The sequence below is a fragment of the Pseudomonas sp. GW821-FHT07F01 genome (assembly GCF_059418825.1).
Window position 1 is genome coordinate 102417 of record NZ_JBWKQO010000010.1, and the last position, 19593, is coordinate 122009.

Genomic DNA, 19593 nt, shown 5'->3' on the forward strand with positions numbered 1-19593 from the left:
CACGGTGCCAGGCGCTCCCTTTGAAACTACCGTGACCGAGCCCTGACCATGAACAGTGAATTTCGCAAGACGCTGCCCGGCAGCCAACTGGACTATTTCGACGCCCGGGCGGCGGTCGATGCGCTTAAGCCAGGCGCCTACGACAGCCTGCCCTACACCTCCCGCGTACTGGCGGAAAACCTGGTGCGCCGTTGTGATCCGGCAACCCTCAACGCTTCCCTCGGCCAACTGATCGAACGCCGAGACGACCTGGACTTCCCCTGGTTCCCGGCCCGCGTGGTGTGCCACGACATTCTTGGCCAGACCGCACTGGTGGACCTGGCCGGCCTGCGCGACGCCATCGCCGACCAGGGCGGTGACCCGGCGCTGGTCAACCCGGTGGTGCCGACCCAGTTGATCGTCGACCACTCCCTGGCGGTGGAGTGCGGCGGTTTCGACCCGGACGCCTTCGACAAGAACCGCGCCATCGAAGACCGGCGCAACGAAGACCGGTTCCACTTCATCAACTGGACCAAGAAGGCCTTCAAGAACGTCGACGTGATCCCGCCCGGCAACGGCATCATGCACCAGATCAACCTGGAGAAAATGTCCCCGGTGATCCAGGTGCTCGACGGTGTGGCCTTTCCTGATACCTGCGTCGGCACCGACAGCCACACCCCCCACGTGGATGCGCTGGGGGTGATCGCCATCGGCGTGGGCGGCCTGGAAGCCGAGAGTGTCATGCTCGGCCGCGCCTCGTGGATGCGCCTGCCGGACATCATCGGCGTCGAGCTCACCGGCAAGCTGCAACCGGGCATCACCGCCACCGACATGGTGCTGGCGCTGACCGAGTTCCTGCGCAAGCAGAAAGTGGTGGGGGCCTGGCTGGAATTCTTTGGCGAAGGTGCCGCGGCGCTGACCCTGGGCGACCGCGCCACCATCTCCAACATGGCTCCGGAATACGGCGCCACGGCGGCGATGTTCTACATCGACCAGCAGACCATCGACTACCTCAAGCTCACCGGCCGTGAAGATGAGCAGGTGCGCCTGGTAGAGAGCTACGCCAGGCACACTGGGCTGTGGGCCGACAGCCTGAAGAGCGCACGCTACGAGCGCGGCCTGCAGTTCGACCTGTCGTCGGTGGTGCGCAACATGGCCGGGCCGAGCAACCCGCACGCCCGGGTCGCCACCAGCGACCTGGCGGCCAAGGGCATCGCCGGGCAGTGGTCCGAAACCCCGGGGCAGATGCCGGACGGCGCGGTGATCATCGCCGCCATCACCAGTTGCACCAACACCAGCAACCCGCGCAACGTGATCGCCGCCGGCCTGCTGGCGCGCAACGCCAACAAGCTGGGGCTGACCCGCAAGCCGTGGGTCAAGTCGTCCCTGGCCCCGGGTTCGAAAACCGTGGCCATGTACCTGGAGGAGGCCGGCCTGGGCCATGAGCTGGAGCAACTGGGCTTTGGCGTGGTGGCTTTTGCCTGCACCACCTGCAACGGCATGTCCGGTGCCCTCGACCCGGTGATCCAGAAGGAAATCATCGACCGCGACCTGTACGCCACCGCCGTGCTCTCGGGCAACCGCAACTTCGATGGGCGCATCCACCCTTACGCCAAGCAGGCGTTCCTGGCTTCGCCGCCGCTGGTGGTGGCCTACGCCATTGCCGGCACCATCCGTTTCGATATCGAAAAGGACGTTCTGGGCCTGGACGCCAATGGCCGGGAAATCCGCCTCAAGGACATCTGGCCGAGCGATGAAGAGATCGACGCGGTGGTCAAGGCGGCGGTCAAGCCGGAGCAGTTCCGCAAGGTCTACATCCCGATGTTCGCCATCCACGAAGACACCGGCCCGAAAGTCGAGCCGCTGTATGAATGGCGCCCTCAGAGCACCTACATCCGCCGTCCGCCGTACTGGGAAGGGGCCCTGGCCGGTGAGCGCAGCCTGACCGGGATGCGCCCGCTGGCGGTGTTGCCGGACAACATCACCACCGACCACCTGTCGCCGTCCAACGCCATCATGGCGGGTAGCGCGGCCGGCGAGTACCTGGCGAAAATGGGCCTGCCGGAAGAGGACTTCAACTCCTACGCGACCCACCGTGGCGACCACTTGACCGCTCAGCGCGCGACCTTCGCCAACCCGAAGCTGTTCAACGAAATGGTCCAGGAAAACGGCAAGGTCAAGCAGGGCTCCCTGGCGCGGATCGAGCCGGAAGGCAAAGTGACGCGGATGTGGGAAGCCATCGAAACCTACATGCAGCGCAAGCAGCCGCTGATCATCGTTGCCGGTGCCGACTACGGCCAGGGCTCGTCCCGCGACTGGGCAGCCAAGGGCGTGCGCCTGGCGGGGGTGGAAGCCATCGTCGCCGAAGGCTTCGAGCGCATCCACCGTACCAACCTGGTGGGCATGGGCGTGCTGCCGCTGGAGTTCCTCGCGGGCACCGACCGCAAGACCCTGGGTATCGACGGCACTGAAACCTACGACGTGATCGGCGCGCGCACGCCTCGGGCGCAACTGACCCTGGTGATCAACCGCAAGAACGGCGAGCGGCTCGAGGTGCCGGTGACCTGCCGCCTCGACACCGCCGAAGAGGTATCGATCTACGAGGCGGGCGGGGTGCTGCAACGCTTCGCCCAGGACTTCCTGGAATCGGCAGTAGCCAGCTAAGCAACGTACCGGGGGCGGGCCGCAAGGCGCCGCCCCCGGTCATTATCGGGACCTGAAATTCATGGCATTCGTAGCGCAGATCAAGATTCCCGCCACCTATATGCGTGGCGGCACCAGCAAGGGCGTGTTCTTCAACCTGCAGGACCTGCCCGAGGCGGCCCAACTGCCGGGCGCAGCTCGTGATGCCCTGCTGTTGCGGGTGATCGGCAGCCCCGATCCCTATGACAAGCAGATCGACGGCATGGGCGGCGCCACGTCCAGCACCAGCAAGACGGTGATCCTGTCCAGGAGCATCAAGGCCGACCACGACGTCGACTACCTGTTCGGCCAGGTGGCCATCGACAAGGCCTTTGTCGACTGGAGCGGCAACTGCGGCAACCTCTCGGCGGCAGTGGGCTCCTTCGCCATCAGCAGCGGCCTGGTGGACCCGGCGCGCATTCCGCAGAACGGCGTGGCGGTGGTGCGCATCTGGCAGGCCAATATCGGCAAGAGCATCATCGCCCACGTGCCGATCACCAACGGCGAGGTCCAGGAAACCGGCGACTTCGAGCTGGACGGCGTGACTTTCCCGGCGGCCGAAGTGCAGCTGGAGTTCCTTGACCCTGCAGCCGAGGAAGAGGGTGCGGGCGGTTCGATGTTCCCCACCGGCAACCTGGTGGACGACCTGGAAGTGCCCGGTGTCGGCACCTTCAAGGCGACCCTGATCAATGCCGGGATTCCGACGATCTTCGTCAACGCGGCAGACATCGGCTATCGCGGTACCGAGCTGCAGGGCGATATCAATGGCGACCCCAAGGCCCTGGCGATGTTCGAGACCATCCGCGCCCATGGCGCCCTGCGCATGGGCCTGATCAAACACCTGGATGAAGCCGCCCAGCGCCAGCACACGCCGAAAGTGGCCTTTGTCGCCGCGCCTGCGGACTACCAGGCCTCCAGCGGCAAGGCGATCAAGGCCGGGGACGTTGACCTGCTGGTGCGGGCCATGTCCATGGGCAAGCTGCACCACGCGATGATGGGCACCGCGGCGGTGGCCATAGGTACCGCGGCGGCGATCCCCGGGACCCTGGTCAACCTGGCGGCCGGTGGTGGCGCGCGCAGCGCGGTACGTTTCGGCCATCCCTCGGGCACCTTGCGCGTCGGCGCCGAAGCCACCCGAAGCGGCGGTGACTGGACGGTGGTCAAGGCCATCATGAGCCGCAGCGCGCGGGTGCTGATGGAAGGCTGGGTGCGAGTGCCCGGCGACAGTTTCTAGGAAGAGAAGCGCTTGCTGTGGAGGGGCTTGCTGTCCAGCGGGAGCAAGCTCCCTCGCCACAGCCGCTGGTTGTGATTGAATCGCTGAGCAGGCGCAGACCTGCGATGCCGTTATTGACCTGAACCTGTCACTGAGGAATCGACACCACCTACCATCCTGTACTGGAGTGAAGCGCACATGAGCAGCAACGTTGACCTGAACAACCGTCCCGATTACGACCAGGTCCTGCAGGACATTGCCGATTACGTCCTGGATTATTCCATCGACTCCCGAGAAGCCCTCGATACCGCACGCAATTGCCTGATGGACACCCTGGGCTGCGGCCTGCTGGCCCTGCGTTTTCCCGAATGCACCAAGCACCTGGGGCCGATCGTCGAAGGCACCGTGGTGCCTTTCGGTGCCCGGGTGCCCGGCACCAGCTATCGCCTCGACCCGGTGAAGGCGGCCTGGGACATCGGCTGCATCGTGCGCTGGCTGGACTACAACGACACCTGGCTCGCGGCCGAATGGGGCCACCCCTCGGACAACCTCGGGGGAATTCTCGCGGTGGCCGATCACCTGTCACAAAAGCGCGTGGCCAATGGCGAAGCACCGCTGACCATGAATGATGTGCTCAAGGCCATGATCATGGCTCATGAGATTCAAGGCGTGATTGCCCTGGAAAACTCCTTCAACCGTGTCGGCCTCGATCATGTGCTGCTGGTGAAAGTGGCTTCCACCGCGGTGTGCGCCAAGCTGATGGGGGCCAATCGCGAGCAGTTGCTGGCGGCACTGTCCCAGGCCTTTGTCGATGGCCAGGCGCTGCGCACCTATCGCCATGCACCCAATGCCGGTTCGCGCAAATCCTGGGCGGCGGGGGATGCCTCCAGCCGTGGAGTGCGCCTGGCGGATATCGCCCTGCGTGGCGAGATGGGCATTCCCGGCGTCCTGACGGCGCCGCAGTGGGGCTTCTATGACGTGCTGTTCAGCCATACCAACAAGGACCTGGCGCTCAAACCCGAGGGCCAGCGGCAGTTCAGCCTGACGCAGAAATACGCCAGCTACGTGATGGAAAACGTGCTGTTCAAGATCAGTTTCCCGGCAGAATTCCATGCGCAAACGGCCTGCGAAGCGGCGGTGACCTTGCATCCTCTGGTGCGCAACCGCCTGCACGAAATCGACCGCATCGTCATCACCACCCATGAGTCGGCGATCCGCATCATTTCCAAGGTCGGGCCGCTGGCCAATGCCGCCGACCGCGACCACTGCCTGCAATACATGACCGCCGTGCCCCTGGCCTTCGGCACCCTGGTGGCCGAGCATTACGAGGACGATTTCCATGCCGCGCACCCGATCATCGATCAGTTGCGCGAGAAGATGCACATCGTCGAAGAGCCTCGCTACACCCGTGAATACCTGGAGGCCGACAAGCGCTCCATTGCCAATGCGATCCAGGTGTTCTTCAAGGACGGCTCCAGCACCGAGCAGGTCGCGGTGGAATACCCCATTGGCCACCGGCGCCGCCGCGCCGAAGGCATCCCGCTGCTGGAAGACAAGTTCAAGGCCAACCTGGCCACGCGTTTCACGGCCCAGCGTTCGACGCAGATTTTCCAGCTGTGCAAGGATCAGGCGCGGCTTGAGGCGACGCCGGTGCACCGGTTCGTCGACCTGCTGGTGATCTGAAACCCACCCTTGTAGGGGCGAGCTTGCTCGCGATGAACGTCAATGATGACGCGGGCTCGCTGGGCGGACGCGGTGTCCTCAAAGCCTTCGCGAGCAAGCTCGCTCCTACAGAATCTCTTTAGCGTCGGGCGGGCTTTCCGGACAGCCATTTGTCCAGGGGCAGTTTGGTGATGGCGAAACCGCCGAGCAAGGTCGAGGAATACAGCAGCAGGTCCCGGGACAGGCTCTGGCCTTCGTACCAGGCGCCGATGATCACCGCGAACACCGGAAAAATGATGAACACGAAGGACAGGATCACCGGGTTCAGTCGTTTCAGCAGGAAAAAATAGACAATGAACCCACCCACCGAAGCCGCCAGCCCCAGATACAGCAGGGCGCCCCAGGAACGCGGGCTGATGGCGGAAAAGTCCGGGTGCTCGATCCCCAACCCCGCCAGGCACAGCAGTAGACCGGCGATGCCGATCGGCAAGGTGTTGTAGGTGATGACGCTGATGGCGCTGCCGTGTTTCTTGGTGACCACGTAACACAGTGCATGCAGCAGCGCCGCGCCGAGAATTGCCAGTACTCCCGAGAGTTCATTGTGGTCGCTGAGCAGGCCCTGGCCGCGAATGATCTGGAACAGGCTGGCAAAGCCGATGGCGATGCCGAGCAGTTGCGCTAGGTGAATCTTCTCCCGCAGCAGCAGGGCGGAAAAAATCAGGATGAACACCGGCATGCAACTGAACAGCAGCGCGGTCAGGCCGGAGGAAACGTGTACCTCGCCGTAGTTGAGCAGGGTGTAGGGCAGGCTGAAGTAGCACAGGGTGACGAATGCCAGGAAGCCCCGGCTGCCCTTGGGAAACATCAGCGGCTCGCGGCGCAGCCAGGCAAAACAGGCGAACAGCGGAAAGGCAATCAGAAAGCGCAGGCCGGCGGCGGTCAGTGGCGGCACGCTTTGCACCGCAATCTTGATGCCCAGCCAGGTGGTGCCCCAACTCAGGCAGACAATCAGGAACAGGGTGCAGGTCACCAGGGTGGCAAGCCAGGGGCGGGGCAGGGCCCGGGTGTCGGATATGACGGTGCTGGTATTCACGCTGGCATTCCTTTCGTGATGGGCAATTGACCTCTATATTGGGCGAGTCATTTGCGGTAATTGAGCCCTTGAGCAACGCTATTGGTGAAAATGATGGCTGTCAAAGTAAGTATTGACACGGTGTCAATGATGCGTTCCGCATTGCAGGAAGGGGTGGGCGCCAAGTACAAGCGACTGGCCGAGACCCTGGAAAAGGCCATTGCCGACGGTACGCTGGCCCCCGGTAGCAAGCTGCCGCCCCATCGCCTGCTGGCGGACAAGCTGGGCGTGACCATTGGCACCATCAGCCGCGCGTACGCCGAGCTGGAACGCCTGGGACAGGTGGTGGCACGGGTCGGCGATGGTACTTATGTGCGCCAGGACGGTTTGCAGCGCCAGCGCGACAGCGGCTTTCGCAACGTCGCCGAGGAGCCGGAGGCGCTGTTCGACATGAGCCGCAACACCCATATTCCCGGCCAGGAAAACCATTTCATCGCTCAGGGCTTGCGGGCCTTGGCAGAAGATCCTTTGGGGCTGCAGCAAATCGCCCGTTACAGCGCCGAGGCCGGTCTGGCGCGGTATCGCGCCGCGGGTGCGCGCTGGCTGACCCAGGATGGCCTGCAGGCGGATCCCGAGCAGGTGATTTGCGTCAACGGCGCCCAGCACGGCTTGCATGTCGCCTTGCTGGCACTGCTCAAGCCCGGCGATACCCTGGCCACTGAACACCTGACCTATCCGGGCCTGATCAGCACGGCGCGAATGTTGGGCATCAAGCTCCTGGGGTTGCCGATGGACGCACAGGGGCTGTTGCCGGAGGCCCTGGACGAAGCGTGCCGGCAGCACCGCATTTCAGCGCTGTATTGCACCCCGACCCTGCAAAACCCCACGGCTTCGGTGCAGTCCGCTGCGCGGCGCGAGGCCGTGGCGGAGCTCTGTCGCCGGCATAACCTGTTGATTCTGGAGGATGAAACCCACGCCGTGCTGATGGAGCGGCGCCCGGCGCCCCTGGCCCATTTCGCAGCGGAGCGCACGGTGCTGATCAGCAGTCTGAGCAAGGCCGTGGCGTCAGGGCTGCGGGTCGGTTTTCTGCATGCGCCGTCGCCCCTGGTGGGACGTTTGGCCGCAGCGGTACGCGCCACCTGCTGGATGGCCACGCCTTTGCCGCTGGAGCTGGTAGCGGGCTGGATCGACACGGGAGTTGCCGAGCGCCTGCGTCAGCAGCAGATGGCCGAAATCGCCCGGCGCAAGGAGCTGGTCACGGAGGTGTTGCAGGGGCTGGAGTGGCGCAGTCCGGAGGGTTGCCCGCATTTCTGGATCAGGGTTCCGGAGCCGTGGCGTGCCTCTGAAATCGAGGCGGATCTCAAGCATCAGGGATACCTGGTGGCCACTGCCGAAGCCTTTGCCGTGGGCCAGGCGGCGGTGCCGCAATTCGTCCGGGCCAGTGTCTGCAATACCTCCGCGGATGATCGTCGGCTACAGGACGGCTTTGCCGCGTTGGCCGCGGCCTTGAAGCAGGAGAGCGGGCTGTCCCGCTGGTAGGGCGGCAGGCGAGGGGCAGTGCGGGCCTCGCCTTCGGTCGCGCAGAGGTTACTTGAAGCGCCGTTCCACGCCTTTTTCCACGAGGATCTTGGCCGAGATCTCTTCCACCGAGAAATGGGTGGAATTGATGTGGGGGATGTTTTCGCGGCGGAACAGGTTTTCCACTTCGCGCACTTCGAATTCGCACTGGGCGTAGCTGGAATAGCGGCTGTTGGGCTTGCGCTCGTTGCGGATCGCGGTGAGGCGGTCGGGGTCGATGGTCAGGCCGAACAGCTTGTGCTTGTGGGCGCGCAGGGCATTGGGCAGCTGCAGGCGCTCCATGTCTTCCTCGGTCAGCGGGTAGTTGGCCGCGCGGATGCCGAATTGCATGGCCATGTACAGGCAGGTCGGGGTCTTGCCGCAACGCGACACGCCCACCAGGATCAGGTCGGCCTTGTCGTAGTAGTGGGTGCGGGCGCCGTCGTCGTTGTCCAGGGCGAAGTTCACCGCCTCGATCCGCTCCATGTAGTTGGAGTTGTGGCCAATGGAGTGGGATTTGCCGACGGAGTAGGAGGAGTGTTCGCTCAGCTCCTGTTCCAGGGGCGCGAGGAAGGTCGAGAAGATGTCGATCATGAAACCATTGGAGGTCGCGAGGATCTCACGAATGTCCTGATTGACGATGGTGTCGAAGATAATCGGGCGATGGCCGTCTTTTTCGGCGGCTATATTGATTTGTTGTACCATGGCCCGCGCTTTTTCCATGCTGTCGATATACGGCCGCGTGAATTTGCTGAAGGTAACGTTTTCGAACTGCGCCAACAGGCTCTGGCCGAGGGTTTCCGCTGTGATGCCGGTACCGTCGGAGATAAAGAAAGCAGATCGTTTCATTTGCGGCTTGGGCCTTAAGCTAGTGACGATTCTTGGATATGATAGGCGCGATTTGTCGGCCGGGAATGGCCCGCATTCTCACTTATTTTCCAGGTCCAGGCCATATAGCGGGCAAACGCTCCCTGGAGCAGCCGGCTTCTGAGCTTTTCCAACACAGTTAGTGGAGAGATCACCTTGGTAGAGTACGTAGTTTCCCTCGATAAGCTCGGCAAACACGATGTTGAGCATGTGGGGGGCAAGAACGCATCCCTGGGCGAGATGATCAGCAACCTCGCAGGTGCGGGCGTATCGGTCCCTGGTGGCTTCGCCACGACAGCTCAGGCTTATCGTGATTTTCTTGAGTTGAGTGGTCTGAACGACCAGATCCATGCAGCGCTCGATGCGCTGGATGTCGATGACGTCAACGCCCTGGCCAAGACCGGCGCGCAGATCCGTCAGTGGATCATGGAGGCCGAGTTCCCCGAGCGCCTCAACACCGAGATCCGTACCGCCTTCGCCGCACTGTCGGCGGGCAATCCCGACATCGCCGTGGCCGTGCGTTCCTCGGCCACCGCCGAAGACTTGCCGGACGCCTCCTTTGCCGGCCAGCAGGAAACCTTCCTCAATATCCGTGGCGTGGACAATGTGATTCGCGCTGCCAAGGAAGTGTTCGCCTCGCTCTTCAACGACCGCGCCATTTCCTACCGCGTGCACCAGGGGTTCGACCACAAGCTGGTGGCCCTGTCTGCCGGTGTGCAGCGCATGGTGCGTTCGGAAACCGGCACCGCCGGCGTGATGTTCACCCTCGACACCGAATCGGGCTTCCGTGACGTGGTCTTCATCACCGGCGCCTATGGCCTGGGTGAAACCGTGGTCCAGGGCGCGGTCAACCCGGACGAATTCTACGTCCACAAGAACACCCTTGAAGCCGGTCGTCCGGCCATCCTGCGCCGCAACCTGGGCAGCAAGGCGATCAAGATGATCTACGGCGACGAAGCCAAGGCTGGTCGCTCGGTGAAAACCGTGGACGTGGACGCCGCCGATCGCGCGCGTTTCTGCCTGACCGATGCTGAAGTCAGCGAGCTGGCCAAGCAGGCGATGATCATCGAGAAGCACTATCAGTGCCCGATGGACATCGAATGGGCCAAGGACGGCGACGACGGCAAGCTGTACATCGTCCAGGCCCGTCCGGAAACCGTGAAGAGCCGTACCCAGGCCAATGTCATGGAGCGCTACCTGCTCAAGGAAACCGGCACCGTGCTGGTGGAAGGCCGTGCCATCGGCCAGCGCATTGGCGCCGGCAAGGTGCGGATCATCAAGGACGTGTCCGAGATGGACAAGGTCCAGGCCGGCGACGTGCTGGTCTCCGACATGACCGACCCGGACTGGGAGCCGGTGATGAAGCGCGCCAGCGCCATCGTCACCAACCGCGGTGGCCGGACCTGCCACGCAGCAATCATCGCTCGCGAGCTGGGCATTCCGGCAGTAGTGGGTTGCGGCAACGCCACCGAGCTGCTGAAAGATGGCCAGGGCGTGACCGTTTCCTGCGCTGAAGGCGACACCGGTTTCATCTTCGAAGGCGAACTGGGCTTCGACATCAAGCAGAACTCGGTGGATGCCATGCCGGAGCTGCCGTTCAAGATCATGATGAACGTCGGCAACCCGGACCGTGCCTTCGACTTCGCCCAGCTGCCGAACGCCGGCGTGGGCCTGGCCCGCCTGGAGTTCATCATCAACCGCATGATCGGCGTGCACCCCAAGGCACTGCTGAACTACGCCGGGCTGCCACAAGAGATCAAGGACAGCGTCGACAAGCGTATTGCCGGCTACCACGATCCTGTGGACTTCTACGTCGACAAGCTGGTTGAAGGCATCAGCACCCTGGCTGCGGCGTTCACACCGAAGAAGGTCATCGTGCGTCTGTCGGACTTCAAGTCCAACGAATACGCCAACCTGATCGGTGGCAAGCTCTACGAGCCGGAAGAAGAGAACCCGATGCTGGGCTTCCGCGGTGCTTCGCGTTACATCAGCGAATCCTTCCGTGACTGCTTCGAACTCGAATGCCGCGCCCTGAAGCGCGTGCGCAACGAGATGGGCCTGACCAACGTCGAAATCATGGTGCCGTTCGTGCGCACCCTGGGCGAGGCCAGCCAAGTAGTTGATCTGCTGGCTGAAAACGGCCTCAAGCGCGGCGAGAACGGCCTGCGCGTGATCATGATGTGCGAACTGCCGTCCAACGCCATTCTGGCTGACGAGTTCCTCGAGTACTTCGATGGTTTCTCCATCGGCTCCAACGACCTGACCCAACTGACCCTGGGCCTGGACCGTGACTCGGGGATCATCGCCCACCTGTTCGACGAGCGTAATCCTGCGGTCAAGAAGCTGCTGGCCAATGCCATTGCCGCCTGCAACAAGGCTGGCAAGTACATCGGCATCTGCGGCCAGGGGCCTTCGGACCACCCGGACCTGGCCAAGTGGCTGATGGAGCAGGGCATTGAAAGCGTTTCGCTGAACCCGGACTCGGTACTGGAAACCTGGTTCTTCCTGGCTGAAGGTCAGGGCGCGGCGTAATCGGTGAGTGCAGAGTCGGTCGGTCGCAAGGCTGGCTGGCTCTTGAAGATTCAAGCAGGGCGTGCTTCTTCTGGATGCCGCCCTTTTTTGTGCAAGAAGAATATGCAAAGCAGCAGCAACCTATTTCCGGTCGCCTTGATCAGTGCCGAGCGTCGAGGCGACCTCAGCGAAGATGTCTATCGCTTGAAGCCCGGCAACAGTCCCGACCCTTCCGTGGAGTTGGCCGTCACCCGCCTGGGGCTGGCCGATGAGCCTGAAGCCCGGGGGATCCCCGTGGTCCTGCTGCATGGCAGCTTTTCCAATCGACGTTTCTGGTATTCGCCCAAGGGCATCGGGCTGGGGGCCTATCTGGCCCGCGCGGGATTCGATGTGTGGATTCCTGAAATGCGCGGTCACGGTTTGTCGCGCCGCAATGCCGACTACCGCAAGAACCGTGTCGCCGACTACGCTCGGTACGATTTGCCGGCAATTGCCGCCTTCGTCCGTGAGCAAAGTGTGCAGGTTCCCCATTGGATCGGTCATTCCCTGGGCGGCACTACCCTGGCGGCGGCCTTGGGCGGGCAGTACCTGGGTGATGCGGGCGTGGCTTCGGCGGCGTTTTTCGGTACCCAGATCAGCCGTACCTACTGGCCTTTGAAGATCCCGATGGTGGAGTGGGGTGGGCGCCTGGTGATCAAGCGCTTTGCCCAGTTGTCCGGCTCGCGGCTCAAGCGCGGCCCCGAGGACGAGCCCATCGGCCTGGCTCTGGAGAGCATGCGCTGGCATGGATTGTTTGGTCGTTTCGGCGATGCCGACAAGGATTGGTGGGCGGGCCTGGCGCAGGTTACGGTGCCGGCACTGGCAGTCAGTGCCGCAGGGGATCATCAGGATCCGACCTGGGCCTGTCGCAAGTTGTTCGAGCAGTTGGGCAGCGAGCAGAAACAATTTGTCTGCCTGGGGCGCGAGCAGGGATTCAGCGGTAATTTCGGTCACGTCGAGATGCTGGTGAGCAAACCGGCGCAGACTGAGGTCTGGCCGCTGGTCGCGTGCTGGCTCAAGGATCAGCAGGCTCCATTGCTGGTTTCTGTTGCCGAACCCGTGGCTGCGGTTTGAGGCGAAGGCTCTGACAAGGGCATTTCGCTCGATAGCGCTTGCGGCTAAGATATGACGCATTGAGCTGTTCTGGTCACATTCAGTTATTGAGTCGGCTTTCCGTTCCGCTGGCCTGGCTGCGAAAATACGGGGCAGGCGGGTTCGCTCATCAGGCCTTGCAGGTTAAACATCTGCGGTCTGGGCGCGTATCTATATAAGGCAGCACCGACACCTTCGATCGTGTTCTTTCTGTTACAGGAGTTTCTCGATGAACCATTACCTCACTCCCGACCTGTGCGACGCCTACCCGGACCTGGTGCAGGTGGTAGAGCCGATGTTCAGCAATTTCGGTGGTCGCGATTCCTTTGGTGGTGAAATCGTCACCATCAAGTGCTTCGAGGACAACTCGCTGGTCAAGGAACAAGTGGAACTCAAGGGGCAGGGCAAGGTGTTGGTGGTGGATGGTGGCGGCTCGCTGCGCCGCGCCCTGCTGGGCGACATGCTGGCCGAGAAAGCCGCAAAAAACGGTTGGGAAGGGTTGGTGATCTACGGTTGCATCCGTGATGTGGATGTCATCGCCCAGACCGATCTTGGCGTCCAGGCCCTGGCCAGCCACCCGATGAAGACTGACAAGCGCGGCATCGGCGACCTCAATGTGGCGGTGACCTTTGCCGGTGTGACTTTCCGCCCTGGCGAGTATGTCTACGCCGACAACAATGGCGTGATCGTTTCGCCAAGCCCGCTGAAAATGCCTGAATAAACAATCGACCTGACAAGGGATGCGGATGTTCGAGGAAGAAAACGCGCAATGGGGGCTGGTACATGCCCTGGTGCTGGATGGTGAAGGCGGTGCGCGTTCGATTGCCCGGACTGAGCTCGACGACCTGCAACTGCAGGCCCATGAAAGCCTGTGGCTGCATTGGGATCGCAGCCATCCGCAGACCCAGACCTGGTTGCGTCGCTCCAGCGGCCTGAGCGAGTTCAGCTGTGACCTGCTGCTGGAGGAAAACACCCGGCCACGCTTGCTGGCGCTCCCGGACTCGGAGTTGCTGCTGTTTCTGCGGGGTATCAACCTGAACCCGGGGGCCGAGCCGGAAGACATGGTCTCGGTGCGGATCTTTGCCTCTGCCCAGCGGGTGATTTCATTGCGCCTGCGTCAGTTGCGCGCCACCGATGAGCTGCTGGTGCAGCTTGCCGAGGGCCGAGGGCCGAAGACGTCTGCCGAACTCCTCCTTTATATGGCCGAGTACCTGACCCACAAGGTGCAGAATCTGGTCAGCGACCTCTCGGAAGTGGTCGATGGCGAGGAAGAAAAACTGGATGCCGACGAACGGTATACCCCCGAGCACGGCAGCATTTTGCAGATCCGTCGGCGGGCTGCCGGGCTCAAGCGCTTCCTGGCTCCGCAGCGGGATATCTTCGCCCAGTTGAGCCGGATAAAACTGCCCTGGTTCGCCGTGGATGATGGTGATTACTGGAACGAGTTGCACAACAGTCTGACCCGTTACCTGGAAGAGCTGGAATTGACCCGAGAGCGCGTGGGGCTTGTGCTGGAGGCCGAAGACCGGCGTTTGAGCGTGCGCATGAATCGCACCATGTACCGCTTCGGGATCATTACCGGGATCTTTCTGCCGATGAGTTTTCTCACCGGCCTTTTGGGGATCAACGTGGGCGGCATTCCGTTCTCGGCCAGCCCTTATGGCTTCATCATCGCCTGCCTTTTATTGGTGGCGGTGGCCGTGGGGCAATGGTGGTTGTTTCGTCGTTTGCGCTGGGTGTGATGATGCTTCATGTGACCCGAATAAATCTGATCGCGTCTTTTTCAGACATCACCAGAGGTGCGTATGCACGATCCGTTTGAACAGTCTTTGCGTGACATGCTCAAAGCCTCGCCATCGAGCCGCGATGACGATGCCTGCCTGGGCCGCGTACTGAAAACCGCCAACCGTCAGGTGGGGGCGGGGGATCTGTTCAGCCTTCTGGGCCGCTGGCTGCCGGCGCTGATGATCGCATTGAATAACGGATCGGCTCATATTGCGCCGGTTTCTCGTCGTAAATCTTCTGCTCGCACTGCTGATAAGGCTGATTGAATATGGAACTGGATCTCTGGACGCAGAGCCTCGTCACGGCGATGACCGCCTTGTGGACCAAGGTGGCGAACTTCATTCCGAACCTGTTCGGCGCGTTGGTGGTGCTGTTGCTGGGCTTCGTGGTGGCCAAGCTGCTCGATACCCTGCTCTCGAAATTGCTGGCCAAGCTGGGCCTGGATCGCCTCATGGGCGGCACCGGCCTGACCAAGTTGCTGTCTCGTGCGGGTTTGCAGGTACCCATCTCGACCCTGATCGGCAAGATCGTCTATTGGTTCGTTTTGCTGATTTTTCTGGTTTCTGCTGCTGAATCCCTTGGCCTTGAGCGAGTTTCGGCTACGCTCGATATGCTTGCGCTGTATTTACCGAAGGTTTTCGGTGCTGCGCTGGTGTTGCTGGTGGGGGTTTTGCTGGCGCAACTGGCCAATGGCCTGGTGCGCGGCGCCGCAGAAGGCGTAGGCCTGGATTACGCCAGCGGCCTGGGGCGAATTGCTCAGGGGCTGGTGATCATCATCAGTATTTCCGTGGCGATCAGTCAGTTGGAGGTCAAAACCGACCTGCTCAACCATGTGATCGTCATTGTATTGATTACCGTTGGTCTGGCTGTTGCACTGGCCATGGGGTTGGGAAGCCGGGAAATTGCCGGGCAGATTCTTGCGGGAATCTATGTGCGTGAGTTGTATCAGGTTGGGCAACAAGTACGCGTTGGTGAGGTCGAAGGCCAGATCGAAGAGATTGGCACGGTTAAAACTACATTGCTGACCGATGAGGGTGAGCTAGTCTCTCTCTCCAATCGGATCCTGCTGGAGCAGCATGTAAGTAGCCGCTAACCCGGCAAACCCTGCTAATGTATGCCGCCGCAAAATGCTCGTCATCGGGCTGCGGCGGACATTGACCTGACTGTCGGCACGACTCGTTTTGAATAAAACCCAATCGCTATCCACGCGCTATGACCCCCGTGAGCTCTCTGATGAGGAGTTGGTTGCGCGCTCACATACGGAGCTGTTTCACGTAACACGCGCCTATGAAGAGTTGATGCGGCGCTATCAGAGGACCCTATTTAATGTTTGTGCACGTTATCTGGGGAACGATCGGGATGCGGATGATGTCTGTCAGGAAGTGATGTTGAAGGTGCTGTATGGCCTTAAGAACTTTGAGGGTAAATCGAAGTTCAAGACATGGCTATATAGCATCACGTACAACGAATGCATCACGCAGTATCGCAAGGAGCGGCGCAAGCGTCGGTTGATGGACGCTTTAAGTCTTGACCCCCTCGAGGAGGCGTCTGAAGAGAAGGCGCCGAAACCTGAGGAAAAGGGTGGACTTGATCGCTGGTTGGTGCATGTGAACCCGATTGATCGGGAAATTCTGGTGCTACGATTTGTCGCAGAGCTGGAATTTCAAGAGATCGCGGACATCATGCATATGGGGTTGAGTGCTACAAAGATGCGTTACAAACGTGCTCTTGATAAATTGCGTGAGAAATTTGCAGGTATTGCTGAAACTTAGTTCGGCGCAAATATCTCTTACGTCTAGGTGAGTTCTGATAGACTTACCGCCGAGTTGTCCCCCGGTATGTGGGACTGCTTTACAATCACCAGATGGGGATTTAACGGATGAAACTGAAAAACACCTTGGGCATTGCCATTGGTTCTATTGTTGCCGTGACTTCGTTCGGCGTTCTGGCGCAAGGCCAAGGCGCGGTCGAGGGTGAACTGTTTTACAAAAAACAGTACAACGACAGCGTTAATCACGTTGAAGACGGCTTCAACCCAGGCGCATCGATCGGCTACTTCCTGACCGACGATCTGTCGTTGAACGCCACCTACGACAAGACCAACCACACCCGTTCCAACGACGGTACTGGTAACCAGAAAATCAAAGGCGACAACTTCGGCCTGAACGCTCAGTACCACTTTGGTACCGTGGGTGACGCTCTGCGTCCATACGTTTCCGGCGGTGTTGCTCACAAGAGCATGACCAACGTTGAGGCCGACGGCCACAGCGGTCGCGACCAGTCGACTTTCCTGACTGCAGGCGCTGGTGTTAAGTGGTACATCACCGACAACCTGTTCGCCCGTGCTGGCGTTGAAGCTGACTACAAGCTGGACAACGGCAAGTGGGACTACGCTCCTACCATCGGTCTGGGTGTGAACTTCGGTGGCAGCGGCGGCAAAGTCGCTCCAGCTCCAGTAGCACCAGCTCCAGCTCCAGAGCCAGCTCCAGAAGCTCCAGTTGCTGAAGTGGTTCGTGTTGAGCTGGACGTGAAGTTCGACTTCGACAAGTCGGTCGTCAAGCCTAACAGCTACGCTGACATCAAGAACCTCGCTGACTTCATGAAGCAGTACCCACAGACCACCACCGTTGTTGAAGGTCACACTGACTCCGTCGGTCCTGACGCTTACAACCAGAAGCTGTCTGAGCGTCGTGCAAACGCCGTTAAACAAGTTCTGGTTAACCAGTACGGCGTTGGCGCTAACCGCGTTCAATCCGTTGGTTACGGTGAGTCCCGCCCAGTTGCCGACAACGCAACTGAAGCTGGTCGCGCAGTTAACCGTCGCGTAGAAGCCTCGGTAGAAGCTCAAGCTAAGTAATTAGCCTTGTAGCTTGGAAAAACCCGGCCTAGGCCGGGTTTTTCTTTGCCTGCGATTTGTCTTCCCGGTGCGGGTCATCGTAGGCCAGTAACCGGTCTATGGTGCGCCGCGAAGCCCAGGTCGATGGCGGACTTTTCCGGGGCATCGCTGCCGTTGACCCAGGCCGGCGGGGTGTTGGGAAGATCGGTCATGGCGTGGCACCTTGCATCAAAAAGCGTCGTACCCGCTGACCGGGTGAAGCCGGGACGGGTGACGACGCCATTGTCCTCGCACCTCAGCCGCCCTTGGCCGAGGTCTGCATGCACATGAGAGTGCAAGGCATATGCCAGCCCGGCGGGGATTTCACTTCGCGCCTCGCCTGCAAGCCCCGGGGCCGGCTATAATCGGCGCCCTATTTCGCCGCCAACCGAGTTCATCCCGCCCATGTATACCCTGGCCCGCCAGCTGTTGTTCAAACTCTCCCCGGAAACCTCCCACGATCTGTCCCTGGACCTGATCGGCGCGGGCGGGCGTTTGGGCCTTAACGGGCTGTTGTGCAAGGCCCCGGCGCAGATGCCGGTCAAGGTCATGGGCCTGGAGTTTGCGAACCCGGTAGGGCTGGCTGCGGGCCTGGACAAGAACGGCGCAGCCATCGACGGCTTCGCCCAATTGGGGTTTGGTTTTGTCGAGATCGGCACCGTCACCCCACGCCCGCAACCGGGCAACCCCAAGCCGCGGATCTTCCGCCTGCCCCAGGCCGAGGCCATCATCAACCGCATGGGCTTCAACAACCTGGGGGTCGACAACCTGCTGGCACGGGTCGCGGCCTCGCAATACAAAGGCGTGCTGGGGATCAATATCGGCAAGAACTTCGACACCCCGGTGGAGAGGGCGGTGGATGATTACCTGATCTGCCTGGACAAGGTCTATGCCCACGCCAGCTATGTCACGGTCAACGTCAGCTCGCCCAATACCCCGGGCCTGCGCAGCCTGCAATTTGGCGAGTCGCTCAAGCAACTGCTGGCGGCCTTGAGCCAGCGCCAACAGGAACTGACTGCGATCCACGGCAAGCGTGTACCGCTGGCCATCAAGATCGCTCCGGACATGAGCGACGAGGAAACCGTGGAAGTGGCCCGCGCCCTGCTTGAAACCGGCATGGACGCAGTGATCGCCACCAACACCACTTTGAGCCGTGAAGGTGTCGAAGGCCTAGAGCACGGCGCCGAGGCCGGCGGCCTGTCCGGCGCACCGGTACGGGAAAAGAGCACCCACACGGTCAAGGTACTGGCTGCTGAACTGGCCGGCCGTTTGCCGATCATCGCCGTGGGCGGCATCACCGAAGGCAAGCACGCGGCTGAGAAGATCGCTGCGGGCGCCAGCCTGGTGCAGCTGTATTCGGGGTTCATCTACAAGGGGCCGGCGCTGATTCGCGAGTCGGTGGATGCCATCGCGGCCATGGGTTGAGAGGGAAGGACGGCACGCGGGCATAAAAAAGGGCTCCTCGAAGGAGCCCCTGGGCCGAAGCCCGCCGCCCGGATGGGGCGTGCGTGGTTAAGTCGTCATCTATTCAAGTTTTAGGTGTCGGAATGTGCCCTGATCAGCCGACAGCGCGAAGTTCGTTGAGTCTGTGGATGCCCGCAGTGCCTGTCATACCGTCCCAGTTGTCGCCGCGTCCTTCTCGCCAGCCGTTAATCCAGGCTTGGCGCACCGACGGTAGAGTAAATGGGCAAAGCTCACGGGACTTGCCATTAACGCCATACTGATATCCGCGTAAAAACGCTTTTTCCAACGGATCACGCTTTAGTCTTCTCATAGGGTGTTTCCCTCACTTGTTGACTGCTTTATGTCCCGTCGACCTTCGTTGAGGTCGGGCAGATTGCTTCTGCCGTTGGTGCTCGCTGCCGGCGTCGCGAGCCTTGATGTTGACGCCGTTGCGGCGCCAACCTGTGTTGAGTTCTAACCAATAGGTCACAGCAAGTGAATGATCGTTTTGTCATAAGGACGTAACGATAATGCTGTCCAGGCCATAAGCCTGGGGCGGTTTTGTATCGTGCCTGTCACGCAAAGCCCCCTGTGATCAGCCTCTCACTAGATGATGAGGTTAATGCTTTAGTGAGAATGTCGAACGGTTGCACTCAACTACTATTCGACGAAGGGTCGACTTATGTCATTTTGTTGCCCTGACTTTTTATCTGTCCCGGCCTCTAAGCTCTTTTGCCCTGCAAGAAAGCCAGCCTGCCGGGGTGGGACGGCGCAGTTTCGCGCCACACGAGCGCTCTTGAAGAAAAGCGCTTGATT

Annotated in this window: 16 protein-coding genes; 13 read left to right on the forward strand and 3 right to left on the reverse strand. The window is 61.2% G+C overall.

Features of this window, described 5'->3' with window-relative positions:
* Nucleotides 1-48: 48 nt before the first annotated feature.
* The 3 genes from acnD to prpD all read left to right on the forward strand — a co-directional run bounded on the left by acnD (nt 49) and on the right by prpD (nt 5557).
* On the forward strand, nt 49-2643 hold the full coding sequence (acnD, locus tag AC07R1_RS30475; RefSeq protein ID WP_011060183.1) for a Fe/S-dependent 2-methylisocitrate dehydratase AcnD: 2595 nt from the start codon (nt 49-51) through the stop codon (nt 2641-2643).
* Nucleotides 2644-2704: 61 nt separating this feature from the next.
* Nucleotides 2705-3895, forward strand: coding sequence for a 2-methylaconitate cis-trans isomerase PrpF (gene prpF / locus AC07R1_RS30480; RefSeq protein ID WP_015634743.1), 1191 nt, complete (start codon nt 2705-2707; stop codon nt 3893-3895).
* Between the two features lie 177 nt (nt 3896-4072).
* On the forward strand, nt 4073-5557 hold the full coding sequence (gene prpD / locus AC07R1_RS30485) for a 2-methylcitrate dehydratase (RefSeq protein ID WP_011060185.1): 1485 nt from the start codon (nt 4073-4075) through the stop codon (nt 5555-5557).
* 118 nt (nt 5558-5675) lie between these two features.
* Here the strand turns inward: prpD and AC07R1_RS30490 are convergent, their stop codons facing one another.
* Entirely contained in the window at nt 5676-6629 is a 954-nt protein-coding gene (locus AC07R1_RS30490; RefSeq protein WP_011060186.1) for a DMT family transporter, read from the reverse strand.
* A gap of 93 nt (nt 6630-6722) precedes the next feature.
* Between AC07R1_RS30490 and AC07R1_RS30495 the strand changes: the two genes are divergently transcribed.
* The gene (locus AC07R1_RS30495; RefSeq protein WP_194237341.1) at nt 6723-8147 is read left to right on the forward strand and encodes an aminotransferase-like domain-containing protein; all 1425 of its coding nucleotides are present in this window, start codon (nt 6723-6725) and stop codon (nt 8145-8147) included.
* A gap of 48 nt (nt 8148-8195) precedes the next feature.
* Here AC07R1_RS30495 and ppsR read toward each other — a convergent pair whose 3' ends face one another.
* Nucleotides 8196-9014 (reverse strand): posphoenolpyruvate synthetase regulatory kinase/phosphorylase PpsR, encoded by an 819-nt coding sequence (ppsR, locus tag AC07R1_RS30500; protein ID WP_011060188.1) that lies wholly within the window; start codon nt 9012-9014, stop codon nt 8196-8198.
* Between the two features lie 174 nt (nt 9015-9188).
* On the opposite strand from ppsR, the gene ppsA reads away from it, so the two are divergent.
* The 9 genes from ppsA (at nt 9189) to AC07R1_RS30545 (ending at nt 18759) form a co-directional block, all read left to right on the forward strand.
* Nucleotides 9189-11564, forward strand: coding sequence for a phosphoenolpyruvate synthase (gene ppsA, locus AC07R1_RS30505; RefSeq protein ID WP_041116859.1), 2376 nt, complete (start codon nt 9189-9191; stop codon nt 11562-11564).
* Between the two features lie 102 nt (nt 11565-11666).
* Complete coding sequence (locus tag AC07R1_RS30510; RefSeq protein WP_011060190.1) at nt 11667-12656, forward strand: alpha/beta fold hydrolase; 990 nt, start codon at nt 11667-11669, stop codon at nt 12654-12656.
* Nucleotides 12657-12903: 247 nt separating this feature from the next.
* A complete protein-coding gene (rraA, locus tag AC07R1_RS30515; RefSeq protein WP_011060191.1) occupies nt 12904-13395 on the forward strand; it encodes a ribonuclease E activity regulator RraA in 492 nt (163 codons plus the stop codon).
* A gap of 25 nt (nt 13396-13420) precedes the next feature.
* The gene (locus AC07R1_RS30520; protein ID WP_015634750.1) at nt 13421-14416 is read left to right on the forward strand and encodes a zinc transporter ZntB; all 996 of its coding nucleotides are present in this window, start codon (nt 13421-13423) and stop codon (nt 14414-14416) included.
* Nucleotides 14417-14479: 63 nt separating this feature from the next.
* Nucleotides 14480-14725 (forward strand): hypothetical protein, encoded by a 246-nt coding sequence (locus tag AC07R1_RS30525; RefSeq protein ID WP_011060193.1) that lies wholly within the window; start codon nt 14480-14482, stop codon nt 14723-14725.
* A gap of 2 nt (nt 14726-14727) precedes the next feature.
* Nucleotides 14728-15552 carry a mechanosensitive ion channel family protein gene (locus AC07R1_RS30530; RefSeq protein ID WP_008048604.1) on the forward strand — a complete coding sequence of 275 codons (825 nt, stop codon included), beginning with the start codon at nt 14728-14730 and terminating at the stop codon, nt 15550-15552.
* Nucleotides 15553-15640: 88 nt separating this feature from the next.
* Complete coding sequence (gene sigX / locus AC07R1_RS30535) at nt 15641-16231, forward strand: RNA polymerase sigma factor SigX (protein WP_011060195.1); 591 nt, start codon at nt 15641-15643, stop codon at nt 16229-16231.
* A gap of 107 nt (nt 16232-16338) precedes the next feature.
* Nucleotides 16339-17316 carry an OmpA family protein gene (locus AC07R1_RS30540; protein ID WP_011060196.1) on the forward strand — a complete coding sequence of 326 codons (978 nt, stop codon included), beginning with the start codon at nt 16339-16341 and terminating at the stop codon, nt 17314-17316.
* 423 nt (nt 17317-17739) lie between these two features.
* Nucleotides 17740-18759: a quinone-dependent dihydroorotate dehydrogenase gene (locus tag AC07R1_RS30545; protein ID WP_011060197.1), complete on the forward strand. Its 1020-nt coding sequence runs from the start codon at nt 17740-17742 to the stop codon at nt 18757-18759.
* Nucleotides 18760-18892: 133 nt separating this feature from the next.
* On the opposite strand, the gene rmf is transcribed toward AC07R1_RS30545, so the two are convergent.
* On the reverse strand, nt 18893-19108 hold the full coding sequence (rmf, locus tag AC07R1_RS30550) for a ribosome modulation factor (RefSeq protein ID WP_015634760.1): 216 nt from the start codon (nt 19106-19108) through the stop codon (nt 18893-18895).
* Nucleotides 19109-19593 lie beyond the last annotated feature (485 nt).

What these genes read in the sequence shown, in the direction of transcription:
- acnD (WP_011060183.1), top strand. Translation starts at nt 49, where the DNA reads ATGAACAGTGAATTTCGCAAGACGCTGCCCGGCAGCCAACTGGACTAT.
- prpF (WP_015634743.1), top strand. Translation starts at nt 2,705, where the DNA reads ATGGCATTCGTAGCGCAGATCAAGATTCCCGCCACCTATATGCGTGGC.
- prpD (WP_011060185.1), top strand. Translation starts at nt 4,073, where the DNA reads ATGAGCAGCAACGTTGACCTGAACAACCGTCCCGATTACGACCAGGTC.
- AC07R1_RS30495 (WP_194237341.1), top strand. Translation starts at nt 6,723, where the DNA reads ATGGCTGTCAAAGTAAGTATTGACACGGTGTCAATGATGCGTTCCGCA.
- ppsR (WP_011060188.1), bottom strand. Translation starts at nt 9,014, where the DNA reads ATGAAACGATCTGCTTTCTTTATCTCCGACGGTACCGGCATCACAGCG.
- AC07R1_RS30510 (WP_011060190.1), top strand. Translation starts at nt 11,667, where the DNA reads ATGCAAAGCAGCAGCAACCTATTTCCGGTCGCCTTGATCAGTGCCGAG.
- rraA (WP_011060191.1), top strand. Translation starts at nt 12,904, where the DNA reads ATGAACCATTACCTCACTCCCGACCTGTGCGACGCCTACCCGGACCTG.
- AC07R1_RS30520 (WP_015634750.1), top strand. Translation starts at nt 13,421, where the DNA reads ATGTTCGAGGAAGAAAACGCGCAATGGGGGCTGGTACATGCCCTGGTG.
- AC07R1_RS30525 (WP_011060193.1), top strand. Translation starts at nt 14,480, where the DNA reads ATGCACGATCCGTTTGAACAGTCTTTGCGTGACATGCTCAAAGCCTCG.
- AC07R1_RS30530 (WP_008048604.1), top strand. Translation starts at nt 14,728, where the DNA reads ATGGAACTGGATCTCTGGACGCAGAGCCTCGTCACGGCGATGACCGCC.
- AC07R1_RS30540 (WP_011060196.1), top strand. Translation starts at nt 16,339, where the DNA reads ATGAAACTGAAAAACACCTTGGGCATTGCCATTGGTTCTATTGTTGCC.
- AC07R1_RS30545 (WP_011060197.1), top strand. Translation starts at nt 17,740, where the DNA reads ATGTATACCCTGGCCCGCCAGCTGTTGTTCAAACTCTCCCCGGAAACC.
- rmf (WP_015634760.1), bottom strand. Translation starts at nt 19,108, where the DNA reads ATGAGAAGACTAAAGCGTGATCCGTTGGAAAAAGCGTTTTTACGCGGA.